The sequence below is a fragment of the Sphaerisporangium cinnabarinum genome, from assembly GCF_055567015.1.
On record NZ_JBVHRG010000003.1, the window covers coordinates 87384 to 110441 of the forward strand.

At 74.0% G+C, this 23058-nt stretch carries 22 protein-coding genes and 3 tRNA genes; 11 read left to right on the forward strand and 14 right to left on the reverse strand.

From position 1 onward, the window contains the following. Positions 1 to 3 precede the first annotated feature (3 nt). The 3 genes from ACZ4MO_RS05965 to ACZ4MO_RS05975 form a co-directional block, all read right to left on the reverse strand. Positions 4 to 80 (reverse strand) — tRNA-Val (locus tag ACZ4MO_RS05965). Positions 81 to 149: 69 nt separating this feature from the next. Further along, on the reverse strand, positions 150 to 647 hold the full coding sequence (locus ACZ4MO_RS05970) for a redoxin domain-containing protein (RefSeq protein ID WP_175008392.1): 498 nt from the start codon (positions 645 to 647) through the stop codon (positions 150 to 152). After that, positions 631 to 1044: a DUF3052 domain-containing protein gene (locus tag ACZ4MO_RS05975; protein WP_076405501.1), complete on the reverse strand. Its 414-nt coding sequence runs from the start codon at positions 1042 to 1044 to the stop codon at positions 631 to 633. The genes ACZ4MO_RS05970 and ACZ4MO_RS05975 overlap by 17 nt, the downstream gene beginning before the upstream one ends. A gap of 430 nt (positions 1045 to 1474) precedes the next feature. Between ACZ4MO_RS05975 and aceE the strand changes: the two genes are divergently transcribed. Next, positions 1475 to 4237 carry a pyruvate dehydrogenase (acetyl-transferring), homodimeric type gene (gene aceE / locus ACZ4MO_RS05980; protein ID WP_171468065.1) on the forward strand — a complete coding sequence of 921 codons (2763 nt, stop codon included), beginning with the start codon at positions 1475 to 1477 and terminating at the stop codon, positions 4235 to 4237. Between the two features lie 82 nt (positions 4238 to 4319). Here aceE and ACZ4MO_RS05985 read toward each other — a convergent pair whose 3' ends face one another. Then, positions 4320 to 5006: a hypothetical protein gene (locus tag ACZ4MO_RS05985; protein WP_034651756.1), complete on the reverse strand. Its 687-nt coding sequence runs from the start codon at positions 5004 to 5006 to the stop codon at positions 4320 to 4322. A gap of 119 nt (positions 5007 to 5125) precedes the next feature. Here ACZ4MO_RS05985 and ACZ4MO_RS05990 point away from each other — a divergent pair, with 119 nt between their 5' ends. The 5 genes from ACZ4MO_RS05990 (at position 5126) to ACZ4MO_RS06010 (ending at position 10203) form a co-directional block, all read left to right on the forward strand. Beyond that, on the forward strand, positions 5126 to 6325 hold the full coding sequence (locus ACZ4MO_RS05990; protein WP_074809664.1) for a PucR family transcriptional regulator: 1200 nt from the start codon (positions 5126 to 5128) through the stop codon (positions 6323 to 6325). Between the two features lie 176 nt (positions 6326 to 6501). Then, positions 6502 to 7443 carry an ACP S-malonyltransferase gene (locus ACZ4MO_RS05995; protein WP_499278645.1) on the forward strand — a complete coding sequence of 314 codons (942 nt, stop codon included), beginning with the start codon at positions 6502 to 6504 and terminating at the stop codon, positions 7441 to 7443. Then, positions 7440 to 8447: a beta-ketoacyl-ACP synthase 3 gene (locus ACZ4MO_RS06000; RefSeq protein ID WP_175008390.1), complete on the forward strand. Its 1008-nt coding sequence runs from the start codon at positions 7440 to 7442 to the stop codon at positions 8445 to 8447. The genes ACZ4MO_RS05995 and ACZ4MO_RS06000 overlap by 4 nt, the downstream gene beginning before the upstream one ends. A gap of 164 nt (positions 8448 to 8611) precedes the next feature. Beyond that, positions 8612 to 8860 carry an acyl carrier protein gene (locus ACZ4MO_RS06005; protein WP_021482065.1) on the forward strand — a complete coding sequence of 83 codons (249 nt, stop codon included), beginning with the start codon at positions 8612 to 8614 and terminating at the stop codon, positions 8858 to 8860. 98 nt (positions 8861 to 8958) lie between these two features. Then, complete coding sequence (locus tag ACZ4MO_RS06010) at positions 8959 to 10203, forward strand: beta-ketoacyl-ACP synthase II (RefSeq protein WP_175008389.1); 1245 nt, start codon at positions 8959 to 8961, stop codon at positions 10201 to 10203. Positions 10204 to 10315: 112 nt separating this feature from the next. On the opposite strand, the gene ACZ4MO_RS06015 is transcribed toward ACZ4MO_RS06010, so the two are convergent. The 3 genes from ACZ4MO_RS06015 to ACZ4MO_RS06025 form a co-directional block, all read right to left on the reverse strand. Further along, positions 10316 to 10816, reverse strand: coding sequence for a DUF3145 domain-containing protein (locus tag ACZ4MO_RS06015; protein ID WP_021481145.1), 501 nt, complete (start codon positions 10814 to 10816; stop codon positions 10316 to 10318). Positions 10817 to 10984: 168 nt separating this feature from the next. Beyond that, the gene (def, locus tag ACZ4MO_RS06020) at positions 10985 to 11470 is read right to left on the reverse strand and encodes a peptide deformylase (protein WP_074809896.1); all 486 of its coding nucleotides are present in this window, start codon (positions 11468 to 11470) and stop codon (positions 10985 to 10987) included. Between the two features lie 67 nt (positions 11471 to 11537). Next, positions 11538 to 12344 carry a DUF1206 domain-containing protein gene (locus tag ACZ4MO_RS06025; RefSeq protein WP_255437085.1) on the reverse strand — a complete coding sequence of 269 codons (807 nt, stop codon included), beginning with the start codon at positions 12342 to 12344 and terminating at the stop codon, positions 11538 to 11540. Positions 12345 to 12486: 142 nt separating this feature from the next. Here ACZ4MO_RS06025 and ACZ4MO_RS06030 point away from each other — a divergent pair, with 142 nt between their 5' ends. Next, on the forward strand, positions 12487 to 13605 hold the full coding sequence (locus tag ACZ4MO_RS06030; RefSeq protein ID WP_209829654.1) for an acyltransferase family protein: 1119 nt from the start codon (positions 12487 to 12489) through the stop codon (positions 13603 to 13605). Here ACZ4MO_RS06030 and ACZ4MO_RS06035 read toward each other — a convergent pair. Then, positions 13578 to 13937, reverse strand: a complete 360-nt coding sequence (locus ACZ4MO_RS06035; RefSeq protein WP_175008387.1) for a DUF488 family protein, N3 subclade — start codon at positions 13935 to 13937, stop codon at positions 13578 to 13580. The genes ACZ4MO_RS06030 and ACZ4MO_RS06035 overlap by 28 nt on opposite strands. 51 nt (positions 13938 to 13988) lie before the next feature. After that, positions 13989 to 14062 (reverse strand) — tRNA-Ile (locus tag ACZ4MO_RS06040). A gap of 58 nt (positions 14063 to 14120) precedes the next feature. Here ACZ4MO_RS06040 and ACZ4MO_RS06045 point away from each other — a divergent pair. Both ACZ4MO_RS06045 and ACZ4MO_RS06050 read left to right on the forward strand, forming a co-directional pair. After that, complete coding sequence (locus ACZ4MO_RS06045) at positions 14121 to 14636, forward strand: hypothetical protein (RefSeq protein WP_175008386.1); 516 nt, start codon at positions 14121 to 14123, stop codon at positions 14634 to 14636. Positions 14637 to 14691: 55 nt separating this feature from the next. Then, a tRNA-Asn gene (locus ACZ4MO_RS06050) sits at positions 14692 to 14764 on the forward strand. Between the two features lie 195 nt (positions 14765 to 14959). On the opposite strand, the gene dnaG is transcribed toward ACZ4MO_RS06050, so the two are convergent. Both dnaG and ACZ4MO_RS06060 read right to left on the reverse strand, forming a co-directional pair. Next, positions 14960 to 16906, reverse strand: coding sequence for a DNA primase (dnaG, locus tag ACZ4MO_RS06055; RefSeq protein ID WP_209829655.1), 1947 nt, complete (start codon positions 16904 to 16906; stop codon positions 14960 to 14962). 9 nt (positions 16907 to 16915) lie between these two features. Next, positions 16916 to 17878: a helix-turn-helix domain-containing protein gene (locus ACZ4MO_RS06060; RefSeq protein WP_175008384.1), complete on the reverse strand. Its 963-nt coding sequence runs from the start codon at positions 17876 to 17878 to the stop codon at positions 16916 to 16918. Positions 17879 to 17974: 96 nt separating this feature from the next. Between ACZ4MO_RS06060 and ACZ4MO_RS06065 the strand changes: the two genes are divergently transcribed. After that, positions 17975 to 18427: a VOC family protein gene (locus ACZ4MO_RS06065; RefSeq protein ID WP_175008383.1), complete on the forward strand. Its 453-nt coding sequence runs from the start codon at positions 17975 to 17977 to the stop codon at positions 18425 to 18427. A gap of 21 nt (positions 18428 to 18448) precedes the next feature. On the opposite strand, the gene ACZ4MO_RS06070 is transcribed toward ACZ4MO_RS06065, so the two are convergent. Further along, positions 18449 to 19738 carry a deoxyguanosinetriphosphate triphosphohydrolase gene (locus ACZ4MO_RS06070; protein WP_255437102.1) on the reverse strand — a complete coding sequence of 430 codons (1290 nt, stop codon included), beginning with the start codon at positions 19736 to 19738 and terminating at the stop codon, positions 18449 to 18451. 113 nt (positions 19739 to 19851) lie between these two features. On the opposite strand from ACZ4MO_RS06070, the gene ACZ4MO_RS06075 reads away from it, so the two are divergent. Then, entirely contained in the window at positions 19852 to 20283 is a 432-nt protein-coding gene (locus tag ACZ4MO_RS06075) for a hypothetical protein (RefSeq protein ID WP_009862091.1), read from the forward strand. Positions 20284 to 20291: 8 nt separating this feature from the next. Here the strand turns inward: ACZ4MO_RS06075 and ACZ4MO_RS06080 are convergent, their stop codons facing one another. Next, the gene (locus ACZ4MO_RS06080; RefSeq protein ID WP_175008381.1) at positions 20292 to 22142 is read right to left on the reverse strand and encodes a glycoside hydrolase family 13 protein; all 1851 of its coding nucleotides are present in this window, start codon (positions 22140 to 22142) and stop codon (positions 20292 to 20294) included. 4 nt (positions 22143 to 22146) lie between these two features. Further along, positions 22147 to 23058: a sugar ABC transporter permease gene (locus ACZ4MO_RS06085; RefSeq protein ID WP_175008380.1), complete on the reverse strand. Its 912-nt coding sequence runs from the start codon at positions 23056 to 23058 to the stop codon at positions 22147 to 22149.

Below are 23058 nucleotides of genomic sequence, written 5' to 3' on the forward strand. Positions count from 1 at the left end.
GGGTGGTGGGCCCGGAGGGACTCGAACCCCCGACATCCACGGTGTAAGCGTGGCGCTCTAACCAGCTGAGCTACAGGCCCTGGAACGGCGGAGCACAGCCTACCGGGTCGGTACCCCGCCACCTGCCACGACCGCCGGGCTCCCGGGGCTCAGAGCTGTTCCAGCGCCCGCCGGTAACCGTCGAGGTCACGGCGCTGCCCGCGCGGGTTGACGACCGACCAGCGGACGATCCCGTCGGCGTCGAGCAGGAACGAGCCGCGCAGCGCGAGGCCGTTGTCCTCGTCGAGGACGCCGTAGGCCCGCGCGACGTCGCCGTGCGGCCAGAAGTCGGAGAGCAGGTCGAACTCGAAGCCCTCCTGCGCGGCCCACGCCTTCTGCGCGAACACCGAGTCGCACGAGATGCCGAGCAGCGTGACGCCGGCCGCCTCGAACTCCTCGAGGTTGTCGCGCAGCTCGCACAGCTCGCCCGTGCAGATCCCCGAGAACGCGAACGGGTAGAACACGAGGAGCACCGGCCCTCCGCGCAGGTCCGCGAGGTGGACGGGGGTGCCGTGGGTGTCCGGCAGCGTGAAGTCGGGCGCCGGGTCGCCCGGACCGGGCGGCGTGGTGCGCCCGGTCGTCGAGGCGTCGTCAGCGACCGCGGCCACGGGTCCCGAGCTTCGTCGCGGACCAGTCGGGCGCGATGGCGAACGTGCTCGTCGCGTGCAGCCCGGCCGTGTTCGCGGCCTCCTGGATGTCGTTGTGACCCACGTGTCCCGGCCGCCCGGGCTTGGGGGTGAGCACCCAGATGAGGCCGCCGTCGTCGAGCACGGTCTGGACGTCCACGAGCAGGTCGGTGAGGTCGCCGTCGTCCTGGCGGAACCACACGACCACGCCGTCCGTGACGTCGTCGTAGTCCTCGTCGACGAGCTCGCCGCCGACGAGCTCCTCGAGCTCACCGCGCAGGTCGTCGTCGACGTCGTCCGCCCAGCCGAACTCCTGGACCACGTTGCCGGGCGCGAACCCCAGTCGGTCCGCCCCGCTGGGCCCTACGGTGTCGGTCACTGTCGTGTCGTTCCTTTCCTCGTCCTGTCCGTGCGGTGGCCGTCGCGCGCACCCGGGCGGGCGCCCGCGCGCACGACGACCTGCCGTGTCTGGCAAAGGTAGCCCACCGCAGGGTGCGGTGCTTGGCAAGGCACCGCCCACGGACAGCCGTCCCGCGGGTCGTTCGCCGTGGTCGGGCACGGCCGGGCCGCCCTACGACGGCGGCGCGCACGCCGTCCGGCCCGTGTCGCCGAAATCACGCCCTCTTGACCACCCGATGGTGTGACTTACGCGCGCGTTGTGAACACAATGGGTAGACCACCCTGGTCTCGTGAAGAGGCGCGGTCGCCACCAGCGGCCGCGGCCGCGTGCCCGGAGTGGGCCCGAGACGGGTGTCGGCCGTGTACCGCGCGGCCGAGTGCCCGGCATCCGACGAGATATGAGGTTGCTGGTGGCTTCGTACGACGAGACCGGACCGCTGATCAACGGTCTGCTCAGCCAGGTTCCGGACTTCGACCCCGCCGAGACCGGCGAGTGGGTCGAGGCCCTCGACGGCCTGATCGACGACCGCGGGGGCCCGCGCGCCCGCTACGTCCTGCTGAACCTGCTCAAGAGGGCCCGGGAGCGCAACGTCGCCGTCCCGACCTCCCTGACGACCCCCTACGTGAACACCATCGGTGTGCACGAGGAGCCCTACTTCCCCGGCGACGAGGCGCTGGAGCGTCGCTACCGCTCGTGGATCCGCTGGAACGCCGCCGTCATGGTGACGCGGGCGCAGCGGCCCGGCATCGGCGTCGGTGGCCACATCTCCTCCTACGCGTCGGTGGCGACGCTGTACGAGGTGGGCCTGAACCACTTCTTCCGCGGCAAGGACCACCCGGGCGGCGGCGACCAGGTCTACTTCCAGGGCCACGCCTCCCCCGGCGTGTACGCGCGCGCGTTCCTCGAGGGCCGGCTCTCCGCGGACCAGCTCGACGGGTTCCGCCAGGAGAAGTCGCACCCGGGCGGCGGCCTGCCGTCGTACCCGCACCCGCGGCTCATGCCCGACTTCTGGGAGTACCCGACCGTCTCCATGGGTCTCGGCCCGGCGAGCGCGATCTACCAGGCGTGGACGGACAAGTACCTGCACAACCGCGGGATCCGCGACACGGAGCAGCAGGACGTGTGGGCTTTCCTCGGCGACGGCGAGATGGACGAGCCCGAGTCGCGCGGCATGCTCCAGCTCGCGGCGCAGCAGCAGCTCGACAACCTGACGTTCGTCGTGAACTGCAACCTGCAGCGCCTCGACGGCCCGGTGCGCGGCAACGGCAAGATCATCCAGGAGCTCGAGGCGCAGTTCCGCGGTGCGGGCTGGAACGTCATCAAGGTCATCTGGGGCCGCGAGTGGGACGTCCTGCTCAACGCGGACAAGGACCGTGCCCTGGTCAACCTCATGAACGTCACGCCCGACGGCGACTACCAGACGTACCGTGCGGAGTCCGGCGCGTTCATCCGCGAGCACTTCTTCGGCCGCGACCCGCGGACGAAGGCGCTCGTCGAGAACATGACCGACGACGACATCTGGAACCTCAAGCGCGGCGGCCACGACTACCGCAAGATCTACGCGGCCTACGCGGCGGCGCGCGCCCACACGGGCCAGCCGACCGTGATCCTCGCGCACACGGTCAAGGGCTACGCGCTCGGGCCGTCGTTCGCGGGCCGCAACGCGACGCACCAGATGAAGAAGGTCGGCCTGGCCGACCTCAAGGCGCTGCGCGACTCGCTGCGGATCCCGATCACGGACGAGGAGCTCGACGCCAACCCGTACGAGCCCCCGTACTTCCACCCGGGCCCGGACGCGCCGGAGATCCAGTACCTGCTGAACCGTCGCCAGCAGCTCGGCGGGTTCGTGCCCGAGCGCCGCTCGTCGCCGAAGCCGATCACCCTGCCCGGCGACAAGTCCTACGAGATCCTCAAGAAGGGCTCGGGCCAGCAGGAGATCGCCACGACGATGGCGTTCGTCCGCCTGCTCAAGGACCTCATCAAGGACAAGGAGTTCGGCAAGCGCGTCGTGCCGATCATCCCCGACGAGGCCCGCACGTTCGGCCTGGACTCGATCTTCCCGTCGGCGAAGATCTTCAACACCCAGGGCCAGCACTACCTCGCCGTGGACCGTGAGCTCATGCTGAGCTACAAGGAGTCCGAGGCCGGGCAGATCATGCACACCGGCATCAACGAGGCGGGCTCCGCGGCCGCCTTCCAGTCGGTCGGCACGTCCTACGCCACGCAGGGCGAGATCATGGTGCCGTTCTACATCTTCTACTCGATGTTCGGCTTCCAGCGCACCGGCGACCAGTTCTGGGCGGCGGGCGACCAGCTCACGCGCGGCTTCATCATCGGCGCGACCGCGGGCCGCACCACGCTCACGGGCGAGGGCCTGCAGCACGCCGACGGCCACTCCCCGCTCCTCGCGGGCACGAACACCGCGATCGTCCAGTACGACCCGGCGTTCGGCTACGAGATCCGGCACATCGTGCGCGACGGCATCGAGCGCATGTTCGGCCCCGGCGAGCACGGCGTGGGCGCGGACGGCCGCGACCAGAACGTCATGTACTACCTCACGGTGTACAACGAGCCGATGGTCCAGCCGGCCGAGCCGGAGGACGTGGACGTCGAGGGCATCCTCAAGGGCATCCACCGCATCGCCGTGGGCGAGGGCGACGGGCCGCGCGCCCAGATCCTCGCGTCGGGCGTCGGCGTGCCGTGGGCGCTCGAGGCGCAACAGCTCCTGCGGGAGGACTGGGGCGTCGCGGCGGACGTGTGGAGCGTGACGAGCTGGAACGAGCTGCGGCGCGACGCGCTCGCCGCCGACCAGGCCGCGTTCCTCGACCCGGCCGCGCCCGCGCGCGTCCCGTTCGTCACGGAGAAGCTCTCCGGCGCCGAGGGGCCGTTCGTCGCGACGAGCGACTACGACCACCTGGTCCCCGACCAGATCCGCAAGTGGGTCCCGGGTGACTACGAGGTGCTCGGCGCCGACGGCTTCGGGTTCTCGGACACGCGCGCGGCGGCCCGCCGGCACTTCAAGATCGACGGCCCGTCCGTCGTCGTGCGCACGCTCCAGGCGCTCGCCAAGCAGGGCAAGGTCCCCGCGGACGCGTCGGCGCGCGCGATCGAGAAGTACCGCCTGATGGACGTCACCGCCGGCACGTCCGGCAACGCGGGCGGCGAGGCCTGACCCTCACCGCCTGAAGACGACGGCCGGTCACCCCGCGGGGTGACCGGCCGTCGTCGTCTCCGGAGGTGCCCGACGCCGCGGGTCAGGTCCCGGCGCGGTGCTGCTCGGCCTGGGCGACGGCGCGCTCGAGGTCGGCGCGCAGCGGCGCGACGCCCCGGGGGTCGCCGTACTCGACGAGCGACTCGAGGTGGTGGCGGGCGTCGAGAGGCCGGTCGGCCTCGATGGCGGCGAGGACGAGCTGGCGCCCGACCTCGGCCTCGTGCTCGCGGGCACGCCAGTGCCCGACGCCGAGGCCCAGCGCCTCGACCGGCAGACCAGCGGTGCGCAGCACCTCCATGGACTGCGCGAGCGCGTGCCCCGAGGGGTCGCGCTCGGCGGCCGTCGCGAAGCGGCGCAGGGCCGCCTCCGGGTCGTCGTCGAGGGAGAGACGGCCGAGCTCCACGAGCGGGTACCACCCGCGGGGGTGCCCCGCGAGCTCCTCGGCGAGCGCCCAGACCGCGAGGTCGGCGGCGCGCTGCTTCTCGGTCTCGTCCGCCGGGGCGGCCAGGGGGTCGTCCGTGGTCGGTCCCTCGGCGGCCCGACGACGGACCAGCTCGGCCAGCGCGCGGAAGGCCCGCTCGTCGTTCGGGTCGTCGACGAGCATCGCCCGCAGCGCGTCCTCGTGGACCGTGTCGCCACGCTTCTCCCCGGACCGTGGGCGGCGCGTGCCGACGGTCGACGCGGACGTCGGCCGACGCATGAGCTGTCGAAGTCGGGGCATGAGTGCCATTCCCCGACCCTAGCGGGTCGTCCGGGTGCTCACCCAGCGACCCGGTCCCCCGACGACGCGCCGGCCGTCGCGGCGCGCGCTTTGTGGACTGTCCACAACACCGGCCGTATGCTCGGCGCGTGACGGCCACCCCCAGGACCCCGGCGACCGCGCCGGCCCCGACGAGCCCGGCCGGCAACGCGGACAACCTCCAGCGCCTGCGCGACGGCAGCGGCCTGCTCATGTCCGCCGCGCTGCGCCGCCTCGACGACGAGATCCGCTGGTACCGCGAGCTCCCGGCCGAGGACCGCTCCTACGTGGGTCTCGTCGCGCAGTCCGGCATCACGGCGTTCGTCACGTGGTACGCGGACCCGCAGGCCCCGCCGCACGGCGTGAGCGACATCTTCGCCGCGGCCCCGCCCGAGCTCACGCGCTCGATCTCGCTCCAGAACACGCTCCAGCTCGTCCGCATCGTCGTCGAGGTCGTCGAGGCGTACTCCGACCAGCTCGCGGCGCCGGGCGGGGAGCGCGACCTGCGCGAGGCCGTGCTGCGCTACTCCCGGGAGGTGGCGTTCTCCGCGGCCGAGGTCTACGCCCGCGCCGCGGAGGTCCGCGGCGCGTGGGACGCGCGCCTGGAGGCCCTCGTCGTGGACGCGCTCATCCGCGGCGACGGCGACGACTCCCTGCGGTCGCGCGTCTCGGCGCTCGGCTGGGGCGGCCACGGCTCGACCCTCGTCATGGCGGGGACGATCGCCGCGACGCTCGACGAGGTCCGGACGGCGGAGCTGCGCCGCGCGACGCGCCGGGCGGCGGGCGACGCGCTCGTGGGCATCCACGGCGACCGGCTCGTGCTCGTGCTCGGCGGCGAGGGCGACCTCCAGGCCGCGGCGGCGTCGCTCCTGCCGCGCTTCGGGCCGGGCCCGGTCGTCATCGGGCCGACGGTCCCCGGGCTCGAGGAGGCCGCGCGCTCGGCGCAGGCCGCGCTCGCGGGGCTGCGGGCCGCGCCCGCGTGGCCGCAGGCCCCGCGCCCGGTGCTCGCCGACGACCTGCTCCCCGAGCGCGTCCTCACCGGCGACACCACGGCGCGGCGCACGCTCGTCGCCCAGGCGTACCGCCCGCTCGCCGAGGCGACGGGCTCGGTGCTCGAGACGCTGTCCGCCTACCTCGGCACGGGCCGGTCGCTCGAGGCGGCGGCCCGGTCCCTGTACGTGCACCCGAACACCGTGCGCTACCGCCTGCGCAAGGTCTCCGAGATCACCGGCTGGGACCCGCTGGACGCCCGCGAGTCGTTCGTGCTGCAGGTCGCGCTCGCGCTCGGGCAGCTCTCGACGGTCCGCTGAGGAGCCGGGCCCGTCCGACGACCACCGGGGCACTCCGCCGTGCCGCCTTGTAGGTTCGGCACAACCACCCTCCGCAAGGTTGGTGCGCGTCGTGACGTGGCGCACGGGCCTCGCGTTGGCACAGTTGACGGGTGCTCGCCGTCTTGTGCCCTGGACAGGGCTCCCAGTCCCCCGGAATGCTCGCCCCCTGGCTCGAGCTGCCCGGCGTCGCCGACCAGGTCTCCGCGTTCGGCGAGGCCGCGGGCCTCGACCTGCGTGCGCACGGGACGGAGTCGGACGCCGACACGATCCGTGACACGGCTGTCGCGCAGCCGCTCATCGTCGCGTCGTCGCTCGTCGCGCTCCGCGTGATCCTCGACGGGCGCGACACCGCCGACGTCGTCGACGTGACCGCCGGGCACTCGGTCGGCGAGCTCGCCGCCGCGGCCGTCGCGGGGGCGCTGACGGACACCGGCGCGGTCGGGCTCGTCGCGCACCGCGCGCGCGCCATGGCCGCGGCCGCCGCCGCGACCCCGACCGGCATGAGCGCCGTCGTCGGGGGCGACCCCGAGGAGGTCCTCGCCGCGATCGAGGCGGCCCACCTGTGGCCCGCGAACGTCAACGGCGGGGGGCAGGTCGTCGCCGCCGGCGCCCTCGACCACCTCGCCGCGCTCGCGGAGAACCCGCCGGCGAAGGCGCGCGTCATCCCGCTCCAGGTCGCAGGTGCGTTCCACACGCCCTTCATGCAGCCGGCGCTCGAGGAGTTCGAGCCGGTCGCCGCGTCGTGGGACGTCACCGACCCGCGCCTGCCGTTCCTCTCGAACGCGGACGGCGAGTCCTACGGGACGATCGACATCGAGGGCAGCACCTACGGCAAGGCGCGGGACGTCGTCCGCCGCCTCACCGCGCAGATCGCGGCACCCGTGCGCTGGGACCTGTGCCAGGAGACCCTCGCGGAGCTCGGCGTCACCGCGCTGCTCGAGCTCGCGCCCGGGGGCGTCCTCACGGGCCTCGCCCGCCGCTCGCTCAAGGGTGTGGAGGCGGTGGCCGTGAAGTCGCCCGACGACGTCGAGGCGGCCCGCGACCTCGTCGCCCGGCACTCGGTGGCGGCCGGCGCGGCCCCGGGCGTCGACGCGTGAGCGGCGCGACCCTGCGCCAGGCCACGGGCCCGGCGCACTCGCGCATCCTCGCGATCGGCGGGGTGCGCGGCGAGAACATCGTGACGAACGACGACATCGCCGGCCCGATCGACTCCTCCGACGAGTGGATCCGCCAGCGCACCGGGATCGTCACGCGCCGTCGTGCGGGCGCCGACGTGGACGTCCTCGACCTCTCCGAGGCCGCGGCGCGCGACGCGCTCGCCCGGGCGGGCCTGCAGGGCGCCGACGTCGACGCGGTGATCGTCTCGACGGTCACGTACTTCCACCAGACCCCCGCCGCCGCGGCGGTGCTCGCCGAGCGCCTCGGCGCGACGCCCGCCGCCGCGTTCGACGTGTCCGCCGCGTGCGCGGGCTACGCCTACGCCATCGCGCAGGCCGACGCCCTCGTGCGCGCCGGCATCGCGACCCACGTGCTCGTGGTCGGGGCGGAGAAGATGAGCGACTTCATCGACCCGACCGACCGCTCGATCTCGTTCCTCCTGGGCGACGGCGCCGGCGCCGCGATCGTCGGGCCGTCCGACACCCCGGGCATCGGCCCGACGGTGTGGGGCTCCGACGGCGGCAAGGCGCAGGCGATCCGCCAGACGCACGCGTGGTCGGACCTGCGCGAGGACCCCTCGCTCGGGTGGCCCACGCTGCGCCAGGACGGTCAGAGCGTGTTCAAGTGGGCCGCGTTCCAGATGGCCCCCGTCGCCGCCAAGGCGATGGCCGAGGCCGGGGTCGCCCCGGCCGACATCGGCGCGTTCGTGCCGCACCAGGCGAACATGCGGATCATCGACCAGATGATCAAGCAGCTCGAGCTCCCCGCGTCCGTCGCGGTCGCCCGGGACATCGCGGAGACCGGCAACACGTCGGCCGCCTCGATCCCCCTCGCGACCCGGCGCCTGCTCGACGAGGGGCAGGTCCGCTCCGGCGACCTCGCCCTCCAGATCGGGTTCGGCGCCGGGCTCGTCTACGCGGCGCAGGTGGTCGTCCTGCCGTAGGGGAGAATCACCCTGGACGGACGGCCGCCCTCCTCGCGGGGAGGACCCACGCCGTCGGCGGACCCGTCCGTCGCGCGCACCCGTCTGACGAAGTACCGCCCGGCACACCCACCGGGCACCGCCACCGGGACCGGTCGCCGCCGGCCCCACGACAAGGAGAAACCATGGCCTACACCGAGCAGGAAGTCCTCGCCGGCCTCGCGGAGATCGTCGCCGAGGAGACGGGTCTGCCGACCGACGCCGTCGCGCTCGAGAAGTCCTTCACCGACGACCTCGACATCGACTCGCTGTCGATGATGACGATCGTCACCCACGCCGAGGACAAGTTCGGGGTCCGCATCCCGGACGACGAGGTCAAGAACCTCACGACGGTCGGCGACGCCGTGTCCTTCATCACGGGCGCCCAGGCCTGAGCACGCCCCGCCTGCCTCGCAGGCCTGCGGGCGGGCCGGCGTCACCCACGCCGGCCCGCCCGTCCTCCCCGCCCCCGCCGCAACCCCCGAGGAGCACCATGTCCGCCGCTACTGAAGTCGTCGTCACCGGCCTCGGCGCCACCACGCCGCTCGGCGGCGACGTGCCCTCCACCTGGGCCGCGGCACTGGCCGGCGAGTCCGGCGCGCGCACGCTCGAGAACGACTGGGCGGAGCGCTACGAGATCCCGGTGACGTTCGCCGCGACGATCAAGGTCGACCCGGCCGAGGTCCTCGCACGCCCCGAGATCAAGCGCATGGACCCCTCCACGCAGTACGCGATCATCGCCGCGCGCGAGGCGTGGGCGGACGCGGGCAGCCCCGAGGTCGACGGCGACCGGCTCGGCACGGTCGTGTCGTCCGGCATCGGCGGCATCTGGACCACGCTCGACGGCTGGGACACGCTGCGGGAGCGCGGCGCGCGCCGCATGCTGCCCATGACGGTGCCCATGCTCATGCCGAACTCCCCCACCGCGTACGTCTCGCTCGAGCTCGGTGCGCGGGCTGGTGCCCACGCCCTCGTCTCCGCGTGCGCGTCCGGCGCCGAGGCGATCGGCTACGGCGTCGACATGATCCGCGCGGGCCGTGCGGACGTCGTCGTCGCCGGCGGCACCGAGGCCACGATCCACCCGATGCCGATGGCGGCCTTCGCCGCCTCGCGCACGCTCTCGCTGCGCAACGACGACCCGCAGGGTGCGTCGCGCCCGTACGACGTCGACCGCGACGGCTTCGTCATCGGCGAGGGCTCGGGCGTCGTCGTCCTCGAGAGCGCGGAGCACGCCGCGGCCCGCGGGGCCCGCGTCTACGCGCGGCTCGCCGGCGTCGGGCTGTCCTCCGACGCCTACCACATCACCTCGCCCGACCCGGAGGGCCGGGGCCAGGTCGCGGCGATGCGCCGCGCGCTCGAGGAGGCCGGGGTCACCGGTCGGGACGTCGTGCACGTCAACGCGCACGCGACCTCGACCAAGGTGGGCGACCTCACCGAGACGCGCTCCATCCGCTCGCTCCTGGGCGACGACGCCGACCACGTGCTGCTCTCGGCCACGAAGTCGATGACCGGCCACCTCCTCGGCGGTGCCGGCGCGCTCGAGTCGATCTTCACGATCAAGGCCGTCGCCGAGCGCCTCGCTCCCCCGACGATCAACGTCGCGAACCCCGACCCGGAGCTCCAGGTGCCGCTCGTGCGCGACACGCCCGCGCCGCTGCCGGGCGGCGACGTGGTCGCGATCAACAACTCGTTCGGCTTCGGGGGCCACAACGTCGCCCTCGCCGTGGCCAGCGTCTGACCAGGCGCCACGACGACGCGAAGGGCGCCTCCCGGGTCTCCGGGAGGCGCCCTTCGTGGTCCCTGCCGACGGGCGTGCGTGAGCAGTCCCCGCGGCGCGGCGTCGGTGGGCGTCAGCCGACGCGGTGCAGCCAGCGCACCGGCGCGCCGGCACCGGCGTAGCGGAACGGCTCGAGCTCGTCGTCCCAGGCCTTGCCGAGCGCGAGGTGGAGAGCGTCGCGCATCGCCCACGGCTCGCTCACCTGCTCGAGCGCGGCGCGGATCCGGTCCTCGGGCACGACGATGTTCCCGTGCACGTCCGTCTGGGCGTAGAAGATGCCGAGGTCGGGCGTGTGGGACCAGCGACCGCCGTCGACGCCGTGGCTGGGCTCCTCGGTGACCTCGTACCGCAGGTGGGACCATCCGCGCAGCGCGGAGGCCAGCCTGGCGCCCGTCCCCTGCGGCCCCTGCCACGAGTACTCGGCCCGGTAGAGGCCGCGCGCGGCGGGCTGCTCGGTCCAGTCGAGCGACACGCGCACGCCGAGGACGTTGCCCGCGGCCCACTCCATGTGCGGGCACAGAGCACGCGGTGCTGAGTGCACGTAAAGAACACCGCGGGTGATGGCACCGGCCATGTCTGCCTCCCTAGGTCGAGGTTTCGTCTTCCCCAACGTCCTCACCCAGGGCGGGTCCACAGCGCTCGCACAGGTGTCGCGGCGTGTCTCGTGCTCATCTTGCACGACATCGCGCGTGCGCGCGAGAGATCGGGCGGGCGTGCCCGGGACCGACCGGGCACACCCGTGTCAGAGGTGCTCGCGCAGCTCGCGCATCGCCTTCTTGCGCACGGCCCGGTCGAGGCGGTCCAGGTAGAGCATGCCGTCGAGGTGGTCGCACTCGTGCTGGAGGCACCGGGCCATGAGCTCGGTGCCCTCGACCACGACCTCGTTGCCGTCGAGGTCGGTGCCCACCACGCGCGCGTACCAGGCGCGGCGCGTCGGGTACCAGAGGTCGGGGACCGAGAGGCAGCCCTCGTCGCCGTCCTGGTAGTCGTCGGACAGCTCGACGATGCGGGGATTGAGCACGTACCCGATCTCGTCGTCGATGTTCCACGAGAACGCCCGGAGGTTGACGCCGATCTGGTTGGCGGCGAGCCCCGCGCGGCCCTCGTGGTCGACCGTCTCGACGAGGTCGGCGACGAGAGAGCGCACCCGGTCGTCGATGGTGGTGATCTCGTCGCAAGGGGTGCGGAGCACGGGGTCCGGGATGGTCCGGATCTCTCTCATCGCCATGGTCACCATTCTTCCATGCGCGCGGCGTCGTCCGGCCGTCGTCCCCAGCCCCGCACCGGGGCGCGTGTCACATCCGCGCGTACCGCGCCCGCGCGAACGAGTAGAGCCCGTAGGCCGCGAACCCCAGGCCGACGGCGACGAGGAGGACGACCCCGAACGGCTGCGCCGCGAGCGTGGCGAACGCGCTGTCGAGACCGCCCGCCTGCTCCGGGTCGTGCTGGACGGCGGCGACGACGAACAGCACCCCCAGCACGCCGAGCGCGACGCCCTTGGCGATGTACCCGACCTGCCCGAGCGTCACGACGGCGCGTCCCAGGTGCCCGCCGGTCCCGCCCTCGAGGTCCTCGAGGAACTTCTTCCGCCATCCCTTGAGGACGTGGTAGACGCCACCGGCGACGATGCCGACGCCGACCGCACCGACGAGGAGCACACCGCCGGGCTTCTCCATGAGGGTCGCGGTCATGCTCTCCTCCTGGCCGGAGCCACCGGCGGACCCGGTCACGACCTGGAGGGCGATCACCCCGAGCGCCAGGTAGAGGACGGCCTTGCCCGCCGCCTTGAGCCGGTCGGACGTCTCGCCCGCGCCGCTCAGCGCGACGGTGATCTGCCACAGGGCGAGCGCCGCGAACGCGACGACGGCGAACCAGAGCAGCGCGGTACCGCCCGGCGTCTGCGCGATGGCCGTGAGCGCACCGGTCTGGTCGGCCTGCTCGCTGGAGGCCGAGCCGGTCGCCACCTGCACGGCCAGGACGCCGACGACGAGGTGGAGCAGACCGCTCACCGCGTAGCCCGCGCGGGCCAGGAGCTCCAGGGTCTTGCTACCGCGTGCGCCGCGTGCTGCCGCCTTGCCGGTCGAGCTCATGCTCGCTGCCACAGGACCTCCTCGGTCGTCGGGACGCCGCCCCCACCGCGCCGCCGGGTTCTCCGGCCCGCACACGGTGCCAGAACTGCGGGCGCTGCGCACGCCGGGCGCCCATCTCGGGCCTCGTTGATCACGATTCGGTAACGTGCCCCGGATGCCGACGCAGACTCCTCGCCTCGCCGTGCTCGACGGACTCCGGTTCGCCGCCGCGGCCGCGGTGCTCGTGTACCACTTCGTCGCCGTCAACCACCACGCGTGGGGCGAGCGCACGAGCACCTCCCTCCCCGGCGCGCAGGCTGTCACCGCCTACGGGTCCTTCGGGGTCCAGCTCTTCTTCGTCGTCAGCGGCTTCGTCATCCTCATGACCGCCTGGGGCCGCGACGTGCGCGGCTTCGTCGCGTCGCGCGCCGGGCGGCTCTTCCCCGCCTACTGGGCCTCGGTGCTGCTCACCGTGGTCCTGCTGGCGCTCGTCGTCCCCGGGCGGCGCGACGTCGACCTGCCGCAGGCGGCGGCCAACCTCACCATGGTCCAGCGCGCGTTCGGCATCCCCGACCTCGAAGCCGTCTACTGGACGCTCTGGTCCGAGCTGCGGTTCTACGTCCTCGTCGGCGTGCTCGTCGCCGTCGGCCTCACCCGGGCGCGGGTCCTCGCGTTCGTCGTGCTGTGGCCCGTCGCCGGCGCGATCGCCACCCAGACCGGCTCCGAGCTGCTCGCGACGGTGCTCGTCGCCCCCGACGCCCCGCTCTTCGCGGGCGGCATGGTGCTCTACCTGCTGACCCGCGAGCGCCGGTCCCCCGTCCTCTGGCTCGCGCTCACGCTGAACGTGCTCCTCGGTGCGGCGCTCTCCGGCCGGATCCAGTCCGGGCGCATCGAGAACAGCACCGACGTCGTCGTCTCGCCCACCGCATGGTGGGTCGCGATCGTCGTGTGCTTCGCGCTCGTCGCCGCGGCGACGCTCACGCCGCTCGCCCGCGTCTCCTGGGGCTGGCTCACCGCGCTCGGCGCCCTCACGTACCCGCTCTACCTCGTGCACTCGTCCTGGGGGCGGTGGGTCATCGAGTCCGTGCACCCGTACCTCTCGCGCGCCGCGACCCTCGCGGTCGCGGTCGCGGTGTGCCTCGCCCTCGCCTGGGTGATCCACCGCGCCGTCGAACGCCCGCTCGGGCCCCGGCTGCGCCACGCCCTCGACCGCGACCTGCGCCGCGACCTCGACCGCCCGTCCCGCGCCGCCGCCGCCGGGAGCGCTCAGGGTGAGCCGGTCGCCGCGAGGTAGTCGCGCAGCACCACCGCCTGGTTGTGCTCCTCGTCCTTCGCCCCGTACACCAACGTCACCACCGGGTGCTGCCCGACGACGTCCCGCAGCTCCGCGACCGCCTCGCCGTGGGCGTCGAGCTCGGCGCGGTACCGCTCGGCGAACTCGTCGAACAGCCCTTCCTCGTGGTGGAACCAGCGCCGCAGGTCCGTCGACGGCGCGACGTCCTTGAGCCACAGGTCGACGTGCGCCGCCTCCTTGCTCACGCCGCGCGGCCACAGGCGGTCGACGAGCACGCGGAACCCGTCCTGCTCCTCGGCCGACTCGTACACGCGCTTGGTCCGTACCGTCATGAGGCCATGACACCGCGCGCACGCTCGCGCCGCACGCGCGACGCGGGAGGGTGCCCCGTGCAGGACTTGAACCCGCGACCGAGAGATTATGAGTCTCCTGCTCTGACCAGCTGAGCTAACGGGGCGCGCGGGCGAGCATACCGCCCGTGCGGCAGGCGGTCGGAGAGCCGCTACGGTGGGGACGTGTCCTGGTTCCGCCGTCCCGCGCTGCCCGACCCTGTCCGTCGTGCGCTCGACCTCCCGGCCACCGACCGCGTCCTCGCGTCGGCCGAGCTCGCCGACGGTTCGTGGGCCGTCGCGACGCGGGCCGGGCTCCTCACGAGCGACGCCGGAGGGACGACCGTCGACCGGCACCTCTGGTCGGACGTCGACCGGGCGGGGTACGACCCGGAGAGCGCGACGATCACCGTCACGTGGGTCGACGGCGCCCCTCCCCTGGCCCTGCGCCTCGCCGACCCGCGCCGCACGTCTCTCGCGCAGACGCTGCGCGAGCGCGTGCAGTCGTCGGTCGTGCTCTCGGAGACCGTGACGTTCGCCGCAGGCCTCACCGCGCGCGTCGCCGTGCGGCGGGACGCGGACGGCGAGCTCTTCTCGCAGGTCGTCGCCGACCCCGGACTGGACCTGACGGACCCGGAGGTCGAGGCACGGGTCGACGCGGCCGAGGGTCGGGTCCGGTCGGCGTCCGGACTACCCCTCTGAGCCTGCTAGAGTTTTCCCCGGTCGCTGCGGTGCACACCGCGACGGCCGTGGTCGATCCCGCGTAGCTCAGCTGGCAGAGCATCCGACTGTTAATCGGACGGTCGTAGGTTCAAGTCCTACCGCGGGAGCCCTCAGGTTCGGCCCCGGATCGCGCAGCGGTCCGGGGCCGAGCCTTTTGCGTCTCCGGGACGGACCTCCGTCCGGCGCGAGACCGTCCGACCTCTCCGAGCACCCGTCGCCGCGTCCGCGCCGCTTGCGCGGGTCGGGCGTCACCGAACGCCTCCGTCCACGGAGGAGGACCCGGACCGACCGAGGCCGCCGGGTCAGGCGATCTCGCCCTCGCGCAGCGTGCGGCGCTCGGCCTCGACGGCGAGGAGGGCGGCGAACGCCTCCTGGTACGCGGCGAGGTCGACCGACGGGTCGAGGCGCTGGAGCCGGCTCTTCGCGTCGGCGACGCGGCGGGTAAGGCCCAGGTCGACGAGGCCGCGCACGACGCCCGCGACGTAGCCGCCGACGACGTTCTCCCGGTCCTCGGGCAGGGGTGCGACGGCGAGCTCGGTCACGAGGCCGCGCACGGGCTCGGCGGCCTGCTCGACGACGGCCTCGACCCAGTGCCCGGCGCCGAGCGACCTGCCTTCGCGCACGCCACCCGCGGCGCGGATCGCGGCGTGGACGGCGCGCCAGGCCGGGACGGCGAACGCGTCCTCGCCCAGGTCGTCGAACATCGGCGGCACGTGCTGGGGGTACTGGAGGACGGCGACGAGCGCGAGACGTTCCCGGCGGGCGACGGGGTCGCGCGGGTCGGGCAGGGGCAGCGCGGGGACCTCGGGCTCGGGCGACCGGGGCTCGGCACCGGGGCGGGCGTCGTCGGACCGCGTGGTCCGCACGGGCCCGGGTGCGCTGCCGCGCTTGGCGGCCGCGGCGACCTCGCGCCGGACGCGCTCCGCGTCGGTGCCGATCCAACCGGCGAGCATGCGCGCGTACTCGGGCCGCAGCGCCGTGTCGCGGATGCCGGCGACGACCGGCGCGGCCGCTCGCAGGGCGCCGACGCGCCCTTCGGCGGTGTCGAGGTCGAACGACGCGAGCGTGGTCCGGATGACGAACTCGAAGAGCGGCTGGCGACCGTCGACGAGCGCACGCACCGCGTCCGGCCCGCGCGCCATGCGCAGCTCGCAGGGGTCCATGCCGCTCGGCTCGACGGCGACGAACGTCTGGGCGTAGAAGCGCTGGTCCTCGCCGAACGCCCGCACGGCCGCCTTCTGGCCCGCGGCGTCGCCATCGAACGTGAAGACGACCTCTCCCCCGACGGACGCGCCCGACGCGAGCTGCATGCCGCCGCCCGCGGTCGTGTCGCCGAGGAGGCGCCGGACGATGCGCGCATGGTCCGAGCCGAACGCCGTACCGCACGTCGCGACGGCGGTCGTCACGCCGGACAGGTGCGCGGCCATGACGTCCGTGTACCCCTCGACGACGACGACGCGCTTCTGCTTCGCGATCTCGCGCTTGGCCAGGTCGATGCCGTAGAGCACGTGCGACTTCTTGTAGAGCGTGGTCTCGGGGGTGTTGAGGTACTTGGGGCCCTGGTCCTCGTCGTAGAGGCGGCGGGCACCGAACCCGATGATCTCGCCCGTCACGTCGCGGATGGGCCACATGAGGCGACCGCGGAACCGGTCGTAGATGCCGCGCTGGCCCTGGCTCATGAGGCCGGAGGCGACGAGCTCCGCCTGCGTGAAGCCGCGGCCCTGGAGGTGGCGCTGGAGGTTGTCCCAGCCGGTGGGCGCGTACCCGACGCCGAAGTGCTCGGCGTCGGCCCGCTCGAAGCTGCGCTCGGCGAGGAACGCGCGCGCGGCCTGGGCGCCCGGGGCGAAGAGCTGCTCGGAGAAGTACTGGGCAGCGACGCGGTGCGCCTCCAGCAGCCGCTGGCGGCGGCCGGGCTCCTCGCGCGGGCGCTGCGGGCCGCCGGAGTCCTCGTAGCGCAGCTGGATGCCGATGCGGTCCGCGAGGTACTCGACGGCCTCGACGAAGGTCAGGCCGTCGATCTTCTGCACGAACGAGATGACGTCGCCGCCCTCGCCGCACCCGAAGCAGTGCCAGCGCCCGACGCCGGGGCGCACGTGGAACGACGGCGAGCGCTCGTCGTGGAACGGGCACAGGCCCTTGAGCGAGCCGACGCCGGCGGTCTTGAGGGTGACGTGCGCGGAGACGATCTCGTCGATCCGCGCGCGGTCGCGGACGGCTTCCACGTCCTCGCGTCGAATCAGGCCTGCCACGAGGCGAGTCTATGCGCCCCGGACCGGCCCGGCGGGTGCCCCGGCGGCGGCGTCCGTCACCTCCGTCCCGGTCCCCGCCGTCGCCCCCACGAGGGCCGCGCGCGACGCCGCGCAGCGGCGCGCGTACGCGCCCGGGGTGACACCGGTCGCGCGCGCGAAGTCCGCCCCGAGGTGGGCCTGGTCGTAGTAGCCGACGGCGGTAGCGAGCGCCGCGAGGTCCTGGCCCGGGTCCGCCGCCAGGAGGTCCGCGGCGAGGTGCACGCGGTGCCGCTGGAGCACCCACTTGGGGCTCACGCCGACGGACGCGGCGAACAGCCGCTGCAGCGAGCGTGCGGACGTGCCGACGACGTCCGCGAGGTCCCCGACGCCCGCCCCCGGCCCGAGCTCGCCGCCGACGAGCGCGGCGAACGCTCGCGCCACCCGGTCGAGGTCGCGCGTCGCACGGGGTGTGCGGACCCGCTCGGCCCGGGCGCGCAGCAGAGGCTCGACCGTCCGCACGGCCTCCTCGTCGCGGCCCGCGACCGCGAGGGCGAGCGCCGCGGCGCCGGTGCGCTCCGCCGTCGGGCCGAGCAGCGCCGCGGCCGGGACCTGCACGCCCGGACGCACGGCGTCCGGGTGGCCGAGCAGCACCCGGAAGGCGCCCGGCCGGAGCTTGGTGCCGACGACGGCGCCCGACCCGGTCAGGGTGCGCTCGAACAGCCCGGGCGGGATGCCGTGCGCGACGTACCCCGGCTCCTCGGCGACGACGTTCGCGACCGGGTGGGGCACGAGGACCTGCGTGAACTCCGCGCCGGGCGGCAGGTCCCACCGCACGACCCAGTGCCGCTCCACCAGGTCCGCGAGGTCGGCGGCGGGCTCGACGCGCACGAGCTCGAAGCCGCGGCGCGCGGCCGCCGGGTCGACGAGACCGCGGACGGACGTCGTCGGGCGCCGGGGCCCTACGGGGGCACCGGGACCGGCGGGTTCGAACACCTGTCGCATTCCTCCAAGACTGGCACGGCCCGCCGACACGAGCATGGGGGGACGGCCCGCCCCCGGTGGGCGGGGAACCACGAGGAGGAGGACACCATGGAGATGTCGGCACTGCACCCCAACGTCACGGTGAGCGGCGCGCGCGAGGCGATCGCGTTCTACGAGGCCGCGCTCGGCGCCGAGGTGGTCGACACGATCACGGCGGGCGACGCCGTCATCCACTCCGACCTGCGGCTCGTCTCCCCCGCGGGGACCAGCACGTTCACCGTCGCGGAGGCGTTCCCGCCGGACTCGGTCGCGCCGGAGCCCGGCGCACCGACGCACGCGTCGTTCACCGTCCCGGTCGAGGACGCCGACGCCGCGTACGCGCGGGCGCTCGCGGCCGGCGCGTCGAGCCTCGCGGAGCCGTCGGACTGGTTCGAGGGGTTCCGCCAGGCGGCGGTGCGCGACCCGTTCGGGCACCGCTGGTACTTCGCGACCGTCGCGGACTCCGTCACGGCCGAGGACGTGCAGCGCGCGAGCGACGCGTGGGTCGCGGAGCGCGGCTGACCCGGCCCGTGCGCCCGTCGGTCAGGCGGGCGGGCGCACGAGCCGCGCGTGGAGCTGCATAGCGGAGACGTCGGTGAGCGACGCGACCTGGTCGATCACCACGCGCAGGCGGGCGGCGTCGTCGGGCGCCGCCTCCCAGTCCGCCGCGAACGACGGCTCGAGCGCGACGGGCGCTCGGTCGCCCAGGACGTGCACCAGGTCGGCGATCACCTCGCGCTGGCGCTGATAGAGCGGCTCCTGCTCGCGCGGCGCCATGACGTACGCGACCGCGACGCCCTTGAGCACGAGGATCTCGGCGACCGTCTCGTCCGGCACGACGAGACGCGCCGCGTACCGCGTCAGCGGGCCGTCCCCGAACAGCGCGCGCGTCGCGTCCTGGGCCGCACCCGTGAACCGGCCGATGAGCTGGCTCGTCGCGTCCTTGAGCGCGGCGAGCGCGCGGCGCGACCCGTCGAACCCGGTCACCAGGTGCCCGGTGGCCTGGAGCCGCGTGATCGCGGCGTCGAGCGCCGCCTCGTCGTACGCGGTGCCGTACCAGGAGTGGACGGCACGCACGACGCGCGCACGCTCGTCGGGGTCGTCGAGCACGGCGAGCTCGATGCGCCCGCCGACGACGGCGTCCTCGACGTCGTGCACGGAGTACGACACGTCGTCCGCGAGATCCATGACCTGCGCCTCGAGGCACTTCACCTGGGCGGGTGCCCCGGCGCGCAGCCAGTCGAACACCGGGCGGTCGTCCTCGTAGACGCCGAACTTGTGGGTGGGCCGGCCGTCCGCGCGCAGCGGCGCCTCCCCCGCGCCCCACGGGTACTTGACGCTCGCGTCGAGGCTCGCGCGCGTGAGGTTGAGCCCGTACGACCGGCCGTCCTCCACGACCTTGGGCTCGAGCCGCGTGAGGAGGCGCAGCGTCTGCGCGTTGCCCTCGAACCCGCCGACGTCGACCGCGAGGTCCGCGAGCGCCCGCTCGCCGTTGTGCCCGAACGGCGGGTGCCCGAGGTCGTGCGCGAGGCACGCGGTGTCGACGATGTCCGGGTCGCAGCCGAGCGCCTTGCCGATCTCGCGGCCCACCTGCGCGACCTCGAGCGTGTGCGTGAGCCGGGTGCGGACGAAGTCGTCGCTGCCCGGCCCGAGCACCTGCGTCTTGGCGCCGAGGCGGCGCAGCGCCGACGAGTGCACGATGCGGGCGCGGTCGCGCTCGAACGGTGTGCGGGCCCGGGACTTCGCGGACTCGACGAACCACCGCTCGGTGTCGGCGTCGGAGTACGACGCCGTGCCCTCCTCGCCGCGCGCCGGGCGCGGGCCGGTCCCCACGACCGCGGGGTCGAACGCCTGCTGCTCGAACGTCTGCACGGGCCCCAGCGTAACGACGCCGGTCACGACGTGGCGGACGGCGTGCGCGCCGTCGCGGGCGTACCCTCCCGCGTATGGGTGCAGCGCGTGCGCTCGAGCTGCGGGCCGTCACCGTCGACGGCCTGGTCGAGGTCGTCCCGTACGTGGACGGCCGGTCGCTCGTGGACGTCGTCGGACGGTTCGAGTCGGCGCGCGGGTACTCCCCCGCGGGCGCGTACGGCGGGCTGGTCCCCGCGTTCTTCCGCTACGGCGACGCCGCGCACCAGTGGTACGGGCGGGGACGCGTGCCCGCGGGCGGGCGGGCGTGGGTGCTCGCGTGCGACTGCCACGAGGCGGGCTGCTGGCCGTTCGAGGTGGCCGTGGCCGCCGACGCGACCACCGTCACGTGGCGCGACCTCACGCAGCCGTTCCGCCCCGAGTGGGACTACTCCGCGCTCGGCCCGTTCACGTTCGACCGCGCGCAGTACGACGACGCGGTGCGCGCGGTCGCGCACCTGTTCGGCTAGGTGCGTGTCTAGGGCAGCCGCCACACCCCGACGGCCGGACCGTCGCCCGAGAGCCGCGCGCCGCCGTCGTGCGGGGCGAGGTCCAGCGCGCCGTGCAGCCGCTCGGGCTCCCCGCGCCCCACGAGCGCGGGGTGCAGCGTGACGCCGTCCCACGGCGCGCGGGCGAGCGCGACGAGGACGCGCTCCTCGGGCGTCTCCCGGAGGTAGACGAGGGCGTCGTCGGCGACGTGCACCCAGCGCAGGCCGCCGCGGCGCAGCGCGTCCGAGCCGCGCCGCACCGCGATCAGCGCCCGGTACAGGTCGAACGTCGCGCCGTCCCAGCGCGCGCCGCCTGCGCCCGTGGCGCCCCCGTCGTCCCACGGCATGGTCGCGCGCGCGTGCTCGCCGTTGAGACCGGTGAGCCCCACCTCGTCGCCCGCGAAGACGACGGGCGTGCCGGGGTAGGTCAGCAGGAGCGTCGCGGCGACCTCGACCATCTCCCGCGAGCCGACGATCGACCGCAGCCGCGGGGTGTCGTGCGAGCCGAGCATGTTCCACTGCGACGCGGTCACGCGCCAGGGCAGCACGGCGTCGAACTCGCGCATCGTCTCCACGACCGCCGGTCCGGCCCGGCGCGGCGTGCGCACGGGCAGCCCGAGGTAGGGCACGGGCGAGTGCGCGGGAGACAGCCAGGTCCACGCCGGGCGCGTGAACGCCGAGTAGTTCATGTTCGCGTGCCAGCCGTCGCCCGCGAGGTCGCCGGACGCGTCGTGGAAGTGCTCGGCGACGAGGGCGGCCTCCGGGTTCACGCTCCGCATCGTCGTGCGCAGGCGCCGCGCGACGTCGAGCGTGCGGTCCTCGGCGCCGAAGCGGCCGGTCATGTTCGCGACGTCGATGCGCCAGCCGTCGAGACCGAACGGCTCGCGCAGGTAGCGCCCGACGACGGACCCGGGCCCGTCGATCATGCGCGCCCCGAGCTCGGCCGACCCGTACGACAGCTTCGGCAGCGACGCGTGCTCGAGCCAGCCCACGTAACCGGGCTCGCCGTCGGTCCAGTAGTAGAAGTCACGCTCCGGCGCGCCGGGGTCGGCGAGCGCCCGCGCGAACCACTCGTGCCCGGCGCCCGTGTGGTTCGTCGTGAGGTCGCCCATGACGCGCAGCCCGCGCGCGTGCGCGGCGCGGATCAGCGACGCGTACGCCGCGTCGCCGCCGAGCAGCGGGTCGACGTGGTCGAACGAGCTCGCGTCGTAGCGGTGGTTGGAGCGCCCCGGGAAGACAGGGGTGGTGTAGAGGGTCGTGACGCCGAGCGCCACGAGGTGGTCGAGCCGCTCCTCGACCCCGGCGAGGTCGCCCCCGTAGTACTGCGTGCCGACGTCGGGCCCCGCGCCGTGCGGCTCGTCGTCCCAGGCCGCGGGGACGGCCCACTCGGGGAGCGGACGCCCGTCGGCCGCGGCCGAGCGCGCGAACCGGTCCGGGAAGACCTGGTACACGACGCCGTCGCGCATCCACGCGGGCGCGCCCTCGTGGACGGTGAGGCGGAAGTCCGCGGCGTCGGGCACGTCGCGGTCCCACACCCCGCGGCCGTTGAGCCAGCGGTAGCCGCGCTCGCCCTCGTCGAGGAAGAACCGGTACCCGGTCTCCGGGTTGTGCACGAGCACCTCGGCGACGTACCAGTCCTCGTGCTCGTCCGAGCGGTCGAGGCGCGCCGGGGCGAGGCGCGGCTCGCCGTCGCGCACGGTGCGCAGCCACACGTCGCGCACGCCGGCCGACCGGGGCACGCGCACGCGGACGGGGACCGTGTCCCCGAGGGCGGGGACGCCCTCGGGGACGTACAGCGCCGAGCCGTCGTGGTGCGGGACGGGACTCACGACGTCGTGCACGCGGTCAGCCCTTCACGGAGCCGGCCGTGAGGCCGCCCACGATGTACTTCTGCAGGTAGAGGAACAGGGCGAGCACGGGCAGCGCCGAGATGACGGCACCGGCCGTGAAGAGGCCCCAGTTGGCCTCCTTGAGCGACGACACCCACCCGTACAGCCCGACGGCGAGGGTCCAGTTGCTCTCGGACGACAGGACGATGCGCGCGATGATGAACTCGCCGAACGTGCTGATGAACGACAGCAGCGCGACGACGGCGAGGATCGGCGCGACGAGGCGCAGGATGATCGTCCAGTAGATCTGCGTGTGGGTCGCGCCGTCGATCTTCGCGGCCTCGTCGAGCTCGCGCGGCACGGTGTTGAAGAACCCGTACATGAGGAACGTGTTCACGCCCAGGGCGCCACCGAGGTACACCGCGACGAGCGCGATCTTGCTGTTGAGGCCGAGGACCGGCACGACGTTCCCCAGCGAGATGAGCAGCAGGAAGATCGCGACGAACGCGAGCATCTGCGGGAACATCTGGATGATCAGCAGGGACGTCAGTCCGGCGCGCCGGCCGCTGAAGCGGAACCGGGAGAACGCGTACGCCGCCGCCGCGCCCATGAGCACGGTCCCTACCGACGTCGCGACCGCGATGACGAGCGTGTTGCCCATCCACGTCCAGAACATCGTGGTGCCGAGCTGGGCGTAGTTCGCGGTGCTCACGTCGGAGAAGAGCGAGTTGGAGCCGGTGAGCGTCCCGTTCTCCGACAGCGACGCCGACAGGACGTACACGAGCGGGAACGCGGCGTAGACGACGGCGATCACGCCGACGACGTGCCGCCAGCCCAGCTCGGAGAACCAGCGCCCCGGGCGCATGCGGTTCCGGGGCGCCGGGGCGGCCGTGCCGCCGACGACGGGGGGTGCCTGGGTGGTCGCCAT